A 12,675-nucleotide genomic window follows, 5' to 3' on the forward strand; every position below is an offset into this window, starting at 1 on the left:
TCGATTTTTAATATCACAAATATTTTATGACAATTTTTTATCAAAAATTTAAATAAATTTTTGACGCTCGACCATATAGGTCGTCAATATCTTATCAAAGGATTTATTGATATCAGCTTCTACATATTTAATTTGATATTGCCCGCACTTTAATCGTATACTCTTAAAGTAGTCTTCAACAGCACTTTCATACCCTTCTTTTACTGTATCTGGATATAAATTAATGTATTCGTTCGTTTCAACATCGATAAAACGTTTAGGCGAATTGTCAAAATCAAATTTCAATTCTTTCTCTTTATCAATCACATGAAATAACACCACTTCATGTTTGTTATATTTCAAATGTCGTAAGGCTTCAAACAACTTGACATCATCTGTCGATGTTTGCAACATATCTGTAAAAAAGAAGATTAACGATCGCCTATGAATATTCTCTGCAATTTGGTGCAAGTAGGTATAGGTCTCAGTAGTCTTATTTAATTGCTTTGAAACCACCATGTTACTCAACTGACTTAGTAACATTTGATGATGACGTTCACTACCCTTTTCAGGTGCATAATAATCATAGGCATCACTATAAATACTTAAACCTACAGCATCCCGTTGCTTTTTTAAAATATGCATTAATGATGCCGATGCTAATGCCGAAAAGCCTATTTTATTAAGATGAGTAATACTGAAATCTTTGAGTTCAGGATAATGCATCGAACTACTATTGTCTACAATAAGATGACAGCGTAAATTGGTCTCATCATCATAACGTTTTGTATAAAGCTTATCTGTTTTAGCATACAGCTTCCAGTCTATATGACGCGTGCTTTCGCCTTGATTGTATATCTTATGTTCGGCAAACTCTGCTGAAAAACCGTGAAACGGACTCTTATGCATCCCAGCAATAAAACCTTCTACCACTTGCTTAGCAAGGAGTTCCAAGTTTTTAAAGCCACCTGCTTTATTAAGTTCTGCCTGTAAATTCATCTATTATTTTAAAATGCCATCAACAATACCGTAAGCCTTAGATTCCTTGGCTCCCATCCAATGATCACGATTAAAGTCTTTCATGACCTGTTCAACTGTTTGACCACAATTTTCGGCTAAAATCTTTGCGCTTAGCTCCTTGGTCTTTATAATCTCTTGAGCCGTAATCTCTATATCACTTGCTTGTCCGCGAGCACCACCACTTGGTTGATGTATCATCACTCTAGCATGTGGTTGTATAAAACGTTTACCTTTTGTACCAACAGATAGTAGAATAGATCCCATAGATGCCGCCAACCCAGTGCAAATAGTAGATACATCACTATTTAACGACTTAATACAGTCATACATAGCAAATCCAGAAGTGACATAACCTCCAGGACTGTTGATATATAAATGGATGTCTTTCGTTTCTAAAGAGTCTAAATACATTAGTCTGTCTATAACATGTTTTGCTGAATCATCATCTACCATTCCCCATAAAAATACTTTACGCTCTTCTAATAGTTTACTATCTATTACATCTTGTGTTTTCGATTTTTTTGTCATCTTGTGTTTATTTGCTTTAAAAATAAAAAAAGGTTCACCATAATGGCAAACCTTTTATCATTTCTTTTAGATTATATCTAATTAATTCTTACAATAAAGAATCGATAGCTTCTGTATAAGCATTTTTAGGTGCAACACCTACTTGGCGTCCAACGACTTCTCCATTTTGGAAAACTAAAACAGTTGGGATGTTACGCACACCATACTTAGCAGCAAATTCTTGATTTGCATCTACATCTACTTTACCTACAACAGCCTTACCGTCGTACTCTGTGCTAATTTCATCAATAATTGGTCCAACCATTCTACATGGTCCACACCAAGCAGCCCAAAAATCAACCATTACTGGTTTATCACTCTTTAATACTGTTTCTTCAAACGTTGCATCTGTTATTTCTAATGCCATAATTATATTGTCTATGTTTAACTTCGTTTTAATTTAATACACAAAATTAGTCAAAAATTTTGCCAAACCTTACAATGACAGTATTTGTTTTGATTATATGGTTATTGATTGGTTATATAGCCATAATTTGGGCGCATAAACCAGGCTCTCACAAGTCGCTCTCTTTGAGGAGCTCCAACAATTGTTCCATCCTTTGCGCATTCAAAAATGTTAAAATGCAACCACAAAGTTGCGTATTAATATAATTTAATATACTTTAGCAACCACAAAGTTGCATATTAATCAAAAAATCGAATATTATGAAAGATAGTATCACTAAAGAAAAAGTATTTGTTCATCCTATCGAAAAAGTGTGGGATGCCATTTCAAAAGCAGAAGAAATTTCAGCTTGGTTTATTCAAGCCGACTTTAAAGCCGAAAAAGGATACCAATACACGTTTACTTCGGAACCCAATGAAAAAGGATGCACCACAATTAGTGGCATCGTAAAAGAGGCTAATCCTTATGTATTAGCCTATACATGGATTGTTGCCGATACCAAAGTAGAAACTACGGTCACATGGACCTTAGAATCTGTAGCTGAGGGCACAAAATTGTATTTGGAACATTCCGGAATTTCAAACTACGGTGGAGAGACCGCTATTGCCATGTTTGAAAGCTTCAATGGTGGCTGGGACAACTGTGTTAATTTATTAACCGATTATCTAAAAACAATAGTCAATGCAGGATAGATTAACAACACTTTTTAAAGCTGTGGCAGATCCAACAAGGCGTGACATTTTTCACGCCTTGGTGATTGCCAGTTCGGCTTTATCAATCACTCAAATATCCAATCAGTTCGAAATGACCAGACAAGGGGTTACTAAACATATTAAAACCTTAGAAGATGCTGGGTTAGTTTATTTAGACACCAAGGGTCGTGAACGCTTTTGTAATGCTAATGCTAAACCTTTAAAAGAATTAAGCAAATGGATGACATTCTATGAACAGTTCTGGGATAACTCGTTAGATAATTTAGATCACTTCTTAAACACCTCAAAAGATGCTTAACAACAAACCTGTGAATTATGTAGACACAGATTACCACAAGCAAATAGACATATCAGCTTCACCTAAAGAAGCCTTTAAAGCACTTACAGATCATATTCATTTGTGGTGGTCAAGAACAAGCGACTCGGTTCAAAAAGAAGGTGGACACTTTACGATTCATTTTGAGAATGGTTATTGGTGGACCTTTAAAATATTAGAATTTACACCAAATAACGAAATCATTTGGAAATGCATTGATGGTGAGCCCGATTTCAACAAAGAATGGATTGGTCACGTCTTACATTGGAAAATCACCGAGGCCAATTCTAAAACAATAATTAACTTTCATCAAGTTGGTCTAACTCCAGATATTAATTGTTATGAGGTGTGCTCAACTACATGGGATATGTTTATTACAGAACGGTTAAAAGATCATCTCAGTTAACATCAAACTAATTCAGCTTATACATCACATCATTAGTTTCCAATTCGTTTAAAAGCTCTTGAGAAATTTTCACTTTTTGTTTGCGACTTGGCATATTGAGTTTGATCTTTTCATCATTGTCGTATACAATAAAATTAAGTGCTTTTTCACCTTGATGCAACCTAAACAAATCTTGCAATATAGTGATACGCTGTTCTTGTAAATCTCTTATGTTTAATTGGATAGATAGTTTCTTAGCATAGGTATCCATCACATCATGTAACAATTGAAAATTATTGAACTGTAATCTTGGATCACTCTTTTTACCAGTATCTCTATTGACCCAACCTTCTCTAACAAAAGCTCTCACATAGATAAAGCTATTCTTAACCAAAAAGTGGCGGTACTTTAAATACTCTTCTCCAAAGATTCTAAACTCAAAACTATCAGTATAATCTTCAACCATAAAAATAGCCCAGCCTTTACCTTGTTTACTAACACGATGTTGTACATCTGTTACTACACCTCCAAACGTTAATTCACGATTCACATAGTTTTCCAGTTCATTGAAGAGTGCTAAAGTACCATTACAAAAGGTTTTCATTTCCACTTTAAAATCATCTAACGGATGGCCAGAAATATAAACGCCAACAACTTCTTTTTCTTGAGCTAACTTTTCCATAGTTCCCCATTCTTCACATGGTGGAACAATAGGTTCAGCAATTTGAACATCACTTGTAGCTCCAAACAAACTCACTTGAGCAGAATTTTCATTCTCCTGGTGCTTGGCACCATACTTAATGGCTTTTTCTAAAAAGGTAATTCCGTCGCCTTCATCATGAAAATACTGTGCGCGATGTGTATCTCCAAACCCATCAAAACCTCCTGCTAAAGCTAAATTCTCAAACGCCTTTTTATTGGCAACTCGTAAATCAATACGTTTAGCCATATCAAAAATAGATTTATATGGTCCGTCTTCTTTACGGTGTTTTACAATCGTCTTCACAGCACCATGACCAACACCTTTTATAGCTCCCATTCCAAAACGAACAGCACCATTTTGATTTACCGAAAACTTATAATACGACTCATTGACATCTGGACCTAAAACTTCCAACCGCATACGTTTACATTCTTCCATAAAGAAGGTCACCTGCTTGATATCGTTCATATTATTAGACAGTACAGCTGCCATATATTCGGCTGGATAATGCGCTTTTAAATAGGCTGTTTGATAAGCAATCCATGCATAACATGTAGAATGCGATTTGTTAAACGCATAACTTGCGAAAGCTTCCCAATCTTTCCATACTTTCTCTAGAACTTTTGCATCATGACCATTGGCACTCGCTTGGTCAATAAATTTTGGTTTCATCTTATCGAGAACCGCAATTTGTTTTTTACCCATTGCCTTACGAAGTACATCGGCTTCACCTTTGGTAAAATCGGCTAGCTTTTGCGACAACAACATAACTTGCTCTTGATACACCGTAATCCCATAGGTTTCTTTGAGATATTCCTCCATCGCAGGAAGATCATAATCAATCTCTTCATCACCATGCTTACGACGTACAAAACTCGGAATATATTCCATTGGTCCTGGGCGATAAAGCGCATTCATGGCGATTAAATCTTCAAAAACCGTTGGTTTTAAATCTCTAAGGTGTTTTTGCATCCCAGGAGATTCATATTGAAATACACCTACTGTTTCTCCTCTTTGGAATAGTTCGTATGTTTTTTCATCATCTAAAGGGAAGTTTTCTGGATCGAGTAAAATATCGTGTTTTGCTTTTACGATTTTAACCGTATCCTTGATTAAAGTCAAGGTTTTTAACCCTAAAAAATCCATCTTCAGTAATCCAGCGTCCTCTACAACAGAGTTATCAAACTGGGTCACATACAAATCAGAATCTTTCGCCGTAGAAACAGGAACGAATTTGGTAATATCATCCGGAGTAATAATCACACCACAGGCATGAATTCCGGTATTACGTACCGACCCTTCTAATGTTCTTGCAAGGTTTACAGTTTCAGATTCGAGATCATCACCATCTGCAATATTGAGTAATTGATTAACTTTCTCTAAATCTTCAGCTCTAAATTTCTTACCTAATTCCTTTTCATCTAAACCAAAAATTTTATTCAATTTAGACATCGTAGGAATCAACTTTGCAATTCGGTCTGCATCAAATAGAGGTAGATCTAAAACTCTAGCTGTATCTCGAATAGATGACTTTGCAGCCATCGTTCCGTAAGTAATAATTTGTGCAACTTGATTAGCTCCATATTTTTCAATCACATAATCCATCACTCGGCTTCGACCTTCATCATCAAAATCGATATCAATATCTGGCATACTAATACGATCTGGATTTAAAAAACGCTCAAAAAGCAAGTCGTACTTTAAAGGGTCAATATTGGTAATCCATAAACAGTAAGCAACTACAGATCCAGCAGCAGAACCACGCCCTGGGCCTACAGATACATCCATATTTCGAGCTTCACGGATAAAATCTTCTACAATTAAAAAGTAACCTGGATATCCTGTGTTTTCAATAACACTCAATTCAAAGTCAAGACGTTCTTTTATATCATCGGTTAATTCACCATATCGTTTTTTTGCACCTTCATAGGTTAAGTGTTTGAGATAGGCATTCTCACCACGTTTTCCGCCATCGGCCAAATCGGCATCATCTTTAAATTGATCTGGAATATCAAATGCAGGTAATAAGACGTCACGAGCCAATTCAAACGCTTCTACCTTATCCACTACATCCTGAATATTGGTAATGGCCTCTGGAAGGTCTCTAAAGAGCGTTTTCATCTCTTCAGAAGATTTGAAATAATACTCTTGATTAGGTAATCCGTAGCGATACCCTCTACCTCTACCTATTGGTGTTGCTTGTTTTTCACCATCTTTTACACATAATAGAATGTCATGTGCATTGGCATCTTTTTGTTTACAATAATAGGTGTTATTTGTAGCAACAATCTTGACATCGTGTTTATGAGCCAATTTTATTAATACAGGATTAACTCGATTTTCATCCTCCTGATTATGGCGCATTACTTCTACATAAAGATCTTCGCCAAATTCTTGCTTCCACCATACCAAGGCATCTTCAGCTTGATTTTCGCCAATGTTTAATACTTTACTTGGGACTTCACCATAAAGGTTTCCTGTGAGACAAATTAAATCTTCTTTGTATTGCTGAATGAGTTTTTTATCAATTCGTGGTAAATAGTAAAATCCATCTACAAAGGCATGAGAAGATAACTTAGCTAGGTTGTGATATCCATTTTTGTTCTTGGCAATTAGTACAATTTGATACCCATTATCTTTTCTTGTTTTGTCTAAATGATCTTCGCAAACAAAAAATTCACATCCAATAATTGGTTTGATTTCTTTTGAAGTTGGCGTTTCTCCTTTTTCTTCTGCTTCTGCATGCTTTGCTTTAACAGATTTATTATGGTTATTAACTGCCTTAACAAAATGAAAAGCTCCCATCATATTCGCATGATCTGTCAATGCTACAGCTGGCATATTATGCTCTGCCGCCTCAGCGACAAGATCTGAAATACTAATGGTTGACTGCAATACTGAAAACTGAGAATGGTTGTGTAAGTGAACAAAATCTATATCAGCCAGATCTGAAATATTTCCTTTTATTTCTGCTTCGGAAATATCATCTTTTTGTAACTTCTGTAGACGCTCATTAATTTTAGCACTTTCCTTTTTTAGGTTAATATGCTTTAGACCAATAAGCTGAATGGCTTGTGGATTCTCTTCATTAAATCGTTGAAAATAATCGGGTTGAACGTCTAATTGCTCTTTGGTATACTCTCCTAAACGCACCAATTCAAAAAAGCAACGTGTTGTCGCCTCAACATCTGCAGTTGCATTATGGGCTTCGGCAAAAGGTGTATCAAATAAAAACTGATGTAACTCTGTTAAGGTTGGTAATTTGAACTTACCTCCACGCCCTCCTGGGATTTTACAAAGCTCGGCAGTATGCTCGGTACAGGTATCTAACACTGGAAGTTCTTGAAGTTGATTTGCAAGATCGGCTCTTACAAATTCTGCTCCCATGATGTTGAGATCAAAAGTGACGTTTTGTCCAACAACAAACTTCGTTTTTGATAGTGCTATATTAAAATTATCCAGAACTTCTTGAAGCGGTACACCTTGTTCTTGTGCTAATTCGGTAGAAATTCCATGTATTTTTTCAGCATCATAAGGAATATTAAACCCTTCTGGCTGTACTAAATAATCTTGATGATCGATACAGTTTCCCATCTCGTCATGAAGTTGCCAAGCAATTTGAATACATCTAGGCCAATTATCAACATCTGTAATTGGTGCATCCCATCGTTTTGGTAATCCAGTCGTCTCGGTATCGAAAATTAAATACATGTAGTTTATTTCAATTTTAAGGAGTTCTCTTCCGAAGAAAAACTTCAAAAGTAAGTCCATAAAATTACGAAGAAACTCGTCTTATTTAAAGCGAAAGTTATGAACAGTTTTTAACAAAAAAAGCAGCCTATGGGCTGCTTTTTCTTTATGATAAATATCTATTACATATCATCCAAATAATCAGGAATGGTATCTGCGTCTGTATCTACAGCATCTGTTGGGTCACCATCCATGTTTGGATCTGCGTTTTCATCTGCAGTTAATGTCCCATCACCATCATCATCATTATCTAAATAATCTGATGTGCCATCGCCATCTGTATCACCTGTTTCAAATTGAGTAAAGATTCCATCACCATCATCATCGTTGTCTAAATAATCAACATCTGTATCACCATCTGTATCAGCAGGGTTTCCATCGGCATCTTTAGCTTCATCTATTGTTAATACACCATCACCATCATCGTCATCATCCATATAATTAGGTATTCCGTCTCCATCGGTATCGTCATTAGTTAAATCACCATCACCATCAAAATCCTCAAAATTATTAGGAATCCCATCACTATCATCGTCATTACAATCTAAGTTATCAATAATAGCTTGAATACTTCCGTCGGTATCTCCACAAAATTCAATTTGCTCTTCTAAAAATGTTCTGTAATTTTCACAAGCATCAATATAGTTGGCTATAGTAGCAGCTTCAAAGGTTGCTTGAGCCGTATCTCTATTCTGTGTGGCTAGAGTACAAGGGAACACACAATCGTTTAAGTTATCAATTAATGTTTGGATGCTTCCATCAGTATCACCACAAATACTTTTTTGGCTCTGTAAGGCTTGAGTATAAAGATTACAAGCATTGATATATGCATCACTATCTATATACTCTAAAGTTGACGCAAACGTAGATTCGTATGCGGTCAAGGCATTAGCAGATGCCGCTTCGGTTTCTTCACATGTTGGTGCTCCAGAAGTTATGGTTCCTGCAATTAAAGGAACTCTAAAAAACACACCTTCATTATAACCAATAGAATTTAGTCCAGATTCATCAAAAGCCAAAAACTCAAAAGTTCCAGTAAACGTATTGTTACTAACTTCGTTTATTTTCACAAAGCCTAATTCAGGATAAATGGATACACTTGGATCTGGAGGATTATTTGTAGAAAAAACAGTACCATTTGCATCAATATAACGTCCTTCTCTAGAATTTACATTTCCAAGCACATAAGTACCTACATTTACTGAAGGTAATTTAAGAATTACAGTTTCAGAATTATTACTAGCCGTAATAACTAAAAAACCACTGTCGTCTATCACTGCATTGGTAAATTCTGCTTTCCAAAGTCCATATTCTCTATTTCCTTGAAATCCAGGCGAATTAAACTCAACCTCATCTCCACAACTCACTAAGGTAAATACAGTTACAAGAAGTATTGCTAATCTTTTCATTGCTTTATTTTTCTTTCTCAAATCTAAATTTGAGGTGTATTTAGGTTAAACATAACGTTTTAGAACACCCAAAAGTATAATAAAATTTCAATATTACTTAATTTCAAATAAAATGTTGAGAATTAAATTATTGTGTTATCTTTGCGCCTCATTAATAATCGAGGTCGCGAACCTTACAAATTAATTAAATTTATGCCTGTAAAAATTAGATTACAAAGACACGGTAAAAAAGGGAAACCTTATTATTGGATCGTTGCAGCAGATGCACGTTCTAAAAGAGATGGTAAATACTTAGAAAAATTAGGTGCTTACAATCCAAATACTAATCCTGCAACAGTAGAATTAAATGTTGATGGAGCAGTAACATGGTTACAGAATGGTGCACAACCAACTGATACAGCCAGAGCAATTTTATCTTATAAAGGTGCAATGCTTAAGAACCACTTAGCTGGTGGTGTTAAAAAAGGTGCTTTAACTGAAGAACAAGCGCAAGCAAAGTTCGATGCTTGGTTAGAAGAAAAAGCTGCCAAAGTACAAGCTAAAGCTGATGGTTTATCTAAAGCCGAAGCTAAAGCTAAAGCTGAAGCATTAGCCGCTGAAAAAGCAGTTAATGAAGCAAGAATTGCCGCTGCAGCTCCTGTTGTTGAAGAAGAAACTGCAGAAGAAGCACAAGCTGAAGGTGAAGCAACAGCTTCAAACGAAGAAGAATAAAAAATTATTTTTTATACTTTTAAACCCAGACCATTTGTGTCTGGGTTTTTTATTTAAAACGCGGATTAGTTCCAGTATGTTCTAAAAAATAGACTTGAAATGCAAAAAAAAGACTGCTTCTTTCTTGGTAAGATTGTAAAAAAATACAGCTTCAAAGGTGAGTTATTAGTTAAATTAGATACTGATGAACCTAATCTTTATGAGCACATGGAATCTGTTTTTATTGATCTTCGCAACAACCTTGTTCCGTTCTTTATTGAATCGTCTCAACTTCATAAATCTGAACTGTTACGTATTAAATTTGAAGATGTTGACACCGAAGAAGATGCAGATGCACTTATTAAAAGTGAGTTATATTTACCTCTTGAATTTCTGCCAAAATTAGATGGTGATAAGTTTTATTTTCATGAGATTATAGGTTTTAAAGTCGAAGACAAAAGTTTTGGTCATGTCGGTATTATTAAATCGGTTAACGATTCGACAGCGCAATCACTGTTTGAAATTGATCGCAATGGTATTGAAATCTTAATCCCAATGAATGATGAATTCATTTCTAAGGTGGATAAAAATAATAAGACAATTTATGTTGAAACTCCAGAAGGATTGATTGATTTGTATTTAGAAGACAATTAGTTTTTCGTTATGCTGAATTTATTTCAACATGACACATAAAAATAATAAGATCCTGAAACAAGTTCAGGATGACCTATATGAGTAAACCCTTTCAATTCAAGCAATTTATCGTAAACCAAGACCAATGCGCTATGAAAATTGGCACTGACGGTGTTTTACTTGGTGCTTGGACTTCACTAGAAGATCATCCATTTTCAATATTAGATATTGGTGCTGGAACAGGTATTTTAGCTTTAATATTAGCGCAACGAAGTCAGGCCGAAGTTATCGAAGCTCTTGAGATTGATGACAAAGCATATGAGCAATGCGTAGATAATTTTGAGCAATCGTCTTGGAATGATCGATTGTTCTGTTACCATGCCTCTCTTCAAGAATTTGCAGAAGAAATTGAAGATGACTATGATCTCATTATTTGCAACCCTCCTTTTTACGCCGAAAATTATAAAACGGAAAACACACAACGTGACCTTGCCCGTTTTCAAGATGCAATGCCTTTTGAGCATTTATTAGAAAGTGTCTCCACTCTTCTTAATAAAAATGGACTATTCTCATTAATCATACCATTTTCCGAAGAGCAGCGTTTTATAAATCTTGCTACAACATTTAATCTTTTTCCGAAACGAATCACACATGTTAAAGGATCGCCTTCTACTGATATAAAACGCAGTTTGATAGAACTTTCTTTTACCAAAACACATCCTAAATTCTCTGAATTGATCATTGAAACTGCACGTCATCAATATACCGATGAGTATATCAATTTGACAAAGGATTTTTATTTGAAAATGTAGTTTTAAGAAAACGTTTTCGTTATTTTTGTTACCCAAAGAAATTAACTTAAATAGGCTCGAGTATTAGCAAGAGCATTTTACATTTATAAATAGAACACAAATGAAACCAGATTTATTTGAAGCACCTGATTATTACAATCTTGACGAATTACTTTCTGAAGAACATAAATTAGTACGTGATGCAGCTAGAGATTGGGTAAAGCGTGATGTATCACCCATCATAGAAGAGTATGCTCAAAAAGCTGAATTTCCAACACAAATTATTGGTGGTTTGGCAGAAATAGGTGCTTTTGGTCCTTATATTCCTGCAGAGTATGGCGGTGCTGGACTGGATCAAATTTCTTACGGATTAATTATGCAAGAAATTGAGCGTGGTGATTCGGGTGTGAGAAGCACAGCATCGGTACAATCGTCTTTAGTGATGTATCCTATTTGGAAATATGGGACTGAGGAGCAACGTCAAAAATATTTACCAAAATTAGCCTCTGGAGAATGGATGGGATCCTTTGGGTTGACTGAACCTGATCATGGAAGTAATCCTGGTGGAATGACCACAAACTATAAAGATATGGGAGACCATTATCTTTTAAATGGTGCAAAAATGTGGATTTCTAATGCGCCGTTTTGCCAAATTGCTGTTGTTTGGGCCAAAAATGAAGAGGGCCGTATTCACGGGCTTATAGTAGAACGCGGTATGGAAGGGTTTTCAACACCTGAAACACACAATAAATGGTCGCTTCGTGCAAGTGCGACTGGAGAACTAATTTTTGACAATGTTAAAGTTCCAAAAGAGAATTTATTACCTAACAAATCTGGACTAGGCGCACCACTTGGATGCTTAGATTCGGCACGTTTTGGTATTGCTTGGGGTGCTATTGGCGCTGCAATGGATTGCTACGACACTGCACTACGCTACAGTAAAGAACGTATGCAATTTGGAAAACCAATTGGTCAATTCCAATTACAACAAAAGAAGTTAGCTGAAATGATTACCGAAATCACTAAAGCACAATTATTAGCATGGCGTTTAGGTGTGATGCGCGAAAATGGCACTGCTACTTCTGCACAGATTTCTATGGCTAAACGTAACAATGTAGATATGGCTATTCATATTGCTCGTGAAGCTCGACAAATGTTAGGCGGAATGGGAATTACAGGAGAATATAGTATTATGCGTCACTCCATGAATCTTGAAAGTGTGATCACTTACGAAGGAACTCATGATATTCATTTGCTCATTACTGGGTTAGATGTTACAGGCCTCAATGCCTTCAAATAAAACCTAAGGCTTA

Annotated in this window: 12 protein-coding genes; 7 read left to right on the plus strand and 5 right to left on the minus strand. The window is 35.6% G+C overall.

The genetic code is table 11. From position 1 onward, the window contains the following. Positions 1-48: 48 nt before the first annotated feature. From KWG70_RS01470 to trxA, 3 genes are all read right to left on the minus strand, one after another. A complete protein-coding gene (locus tag KWG70_RS01470) occupies positions 49-978 on the minus strand; it encodes a DUF58 domain-containing protein (protein WP_230934214.1) in 930 nt (309 codons plus the stop codon). A 3-nt stretch (positions 979-981) separates the two neighbouring features. Next, positions 982-1,527, minus strand: a complete 546-nt coding sequence (locus KWG70_RS01475; RefSeq protein WP_230934215.1) for a ClpP family protease — start codon at positions 1,525-1,527, stop codon at positions 982-984. Between the two features lie 88 nt (positions 1,528-1,615). Then, positions 1,616-1,936, minus strand: a complete 321-nt coding sequence (gene trxA / locus KWG70_RS01480; RefSeq protein ID WP_298755187.1) for a thioredoxin — start codon at positions 1,934-1,936, stop codon at positions 1,616-1,618. Positions 1,937-2,232: 296 nt separating this feature from the next. Between trxA and KWG70_RS01485 the strand changes: the two genes are divergently transcribed. Genes KWG70_RS01485 through KWG70_RS01495 form a run of 3 tightly spaced genes read left to right on the plus strand, consistent with a single transcriptional unit; the run spans position 2,233 to position 3,407 of the window. Continuing rightward, positions 2,233-2,664, plus strand: a complete 432-nt coding sequence (locus tag KWG70_RS01485; protein WP_230934217.1) for an SRPBCC family protein — start codon at positions 2,233-2,235, stop codon at positions 2,662-2,664. Continuing rightward, positions 2,654-2,983: an ArsR/SmtB family transcription factor gene (locus KWG70_RS01490; RefSeq protein ID WP_230934218.1), complete on the plus strand. Its 330-nt coding sequence runs from the start codon at positions 2,654-2,656 to the stop codon at positions 2,981-2,983. Before KWG70_RS01485 ends, KWG70_RS01490 begins: the two co-directional genes overlap by 11 nt. Next, positions 2,976-3,407 (plus strand): SRPBCC family protein, encoded by a 432-nt coding sequence (locus tag KWG70_RS01495; RefSeq protein WP_230934219.1) that lies wholly within the window; start codon positions 2,976-2,978, stop codon positions 3,405-3,407. Before KWG70_RS01490 ends, KWG70_RS01495 begins: the two co-directional genes overlap by 8 nt. Before the next feature lie 7 nt (positions 3,408-3,414). On the opposite strand, the gene dnaE is transcribed toward KWG70_RS01495, so the two are convergent. Beyond that, a complete protein-coding gene (dnaE, locus tag KWG70_RS01500; protein WP_230935012.1) occupies positions 3,415-7,800 on the minus strand; it encodes a DNA polymerase III subunit alpha in 4,386 nt (1,461 codons plus the stop codon). A gap of 161 nt (positions 7,801-7,961) precedes the next feature. Continuing rightward, complete coding sequence (locus tag KWG70_RS01505) at positions 7,962-9,248, minus strand: DUF6252 family protein (RefSeq protein ID WP_230934220.1); 1,287 nt, start codon at positions 9,246-9,248, stop codon at positions 7,962-7,964. A gap of 192 nt (positions 9,249-9,440) precedes the next feature. On the opposite strand from KWG70_RS01505, the gene KWG70_RS01510 reads away from it, so the two are divergent. From KWG70_RS01510 to KWG70_RS01525, 4 genes are all read left to right on the plus strand, one after another. Beyond that, positions 9,441-9,959 carry a 30S ribosomal protein S16 gene (locus KWG70_RS01510; RefSeq protein ID WP_230934221.1) on the plus strand — a complete coding sequence of 173 codons (519 nt, stop codon included), beginning with the start codon at positions 9,441-9,443 and terminating at the stop codon, positions 9,957-9,959. Between the two features lie 99 nt (positions 9,960-10,058). Continuing rightward, positions 10,059-10,592: a ribosome maturation factor RimM gene (rimM, locus tag KWG70_RS01515; RefSeq protein ID WP_230934222.1), complete on the plus strand. Its 534-nt coding sequence runs from the start codon at positions 10,059-10,061 to the stop codon at positions 10,590-10,592. Between the two features lie 77 nt (positions 10,593-10,669). Beyond that, positions 10,670-11,383 carry a tRNA1(Val) (adenine(37)-N6)-methyltransferase gene (locus tag KWG70_RS01520; RefSeq protein ID WP_230934223.1) on the plus strand — a complete coding sequence of 238 codons (714 nt, stop codon included), beginning with the start codon at positions 10,670-10,672 and terminating at the stop codon, positions 11,381-11,383. 100 nt (positions 11,384-11,483) lie between these two features. Further along, a complete protein-coding gene (locus KWG70_RS01525; RefSeq protein WP_230934224.1) occupies positions 11,484-12,662 on the plus strand; it encodes an acyl-CoA dehydrogenase family protein in 1,179 nt (392 codons plus the stop codon). Positions 12,663-12,675 lie beyond the last annotated feature (13 nt).

The sequence above is a fragment of the Psychroserpens luteolus genome (assembly GCF_021032705.1).
Lineage (GTDB): Bacteria > Bacteroidota > Bacteroidia > Flavobacteriales > Flavobacteriaceae > Psychroserpens > Psychroserpens luteolus.

Excerpts from the sequence above, each read along its gene's own strand:
- KWG70_RS01470 (WP_230934214.1), bottom strand. The coding sequence starts at position 978 with ATGAATTTACAGGCAGAACTTAATAAAGCAGGTGGCTTTAAAAACTTG.
- KWG70_RS01475 (WP_230934215.1), bottom strand. The coding sequence starts at position 1,527 with ATGACAAAAAAATCGAAAACACAAGATGTAATAGATAGTAAACTATTA.
- KWG70_RS01485 (WP_230934217.1), top strand. The coding sequence starts at position 2,233 with ATGAAAGATAGTATCACTAAAGAAAAAGTATTTGTTCATCCTATCGAA.
- KWG70_RS01490 (WP_230934218.1), top strand. The coding sequence starts at position 2,654 with ATGCAGGATAGATTAACAACACTTTTTAAAGCTGTGGCAGATCCAACA.
- KWG70_RS01495 (WP_230934219.1), top strand. The coding sequence starts at position 2,976 with ATGCTTAACAACAAACCTGTGAATTATGTAGACACAGATTACCACAAG.
- dnaE (WP_230935012.1), bottom strand. The coding sequence starts at position 7,800 with ATGTATTTAATTTTCGATACCGAGACGACTGGATTACCAAAACGATGG.
- KWG70_RS01505 (WP_230934220.1), bottom strand. The coding sequence starts at position 9,248 with ATGAAAAGATTAGCAATACTTCTTGTAACTGTATTTACCTTAGTGAGT.
- KWG70_RS01510 (WP_230934221.1), top strand. The coding sequence starts at position 9,441 with ATGCCTGTAAAAATTAGATTACAAAGACACGGTAAAAAAGGGAAACCT.
- rimM (WP_230934222.1), top strand. The coding sequence starts at position 10,059 with ATGCAAAAAAAAGACTGCTTCTTTCTTGGTAAGATTGTAAAAAAATAC.
- KWG70_RS01520 (WP_230934223.1), top strand. The coding sequence starts at position 10,670 with ATGAGTAAACCCTTTCAATTCAAGCAATTTATCGTAAACCAAGACCAA.
- KWG70_RS01525 (WP_230934224.1), top strand. The coding sequence starts at position 11,484 with ATGAAACCAGATTTATTTGAAGCACCTGATTATTACAATCTTGACGAA.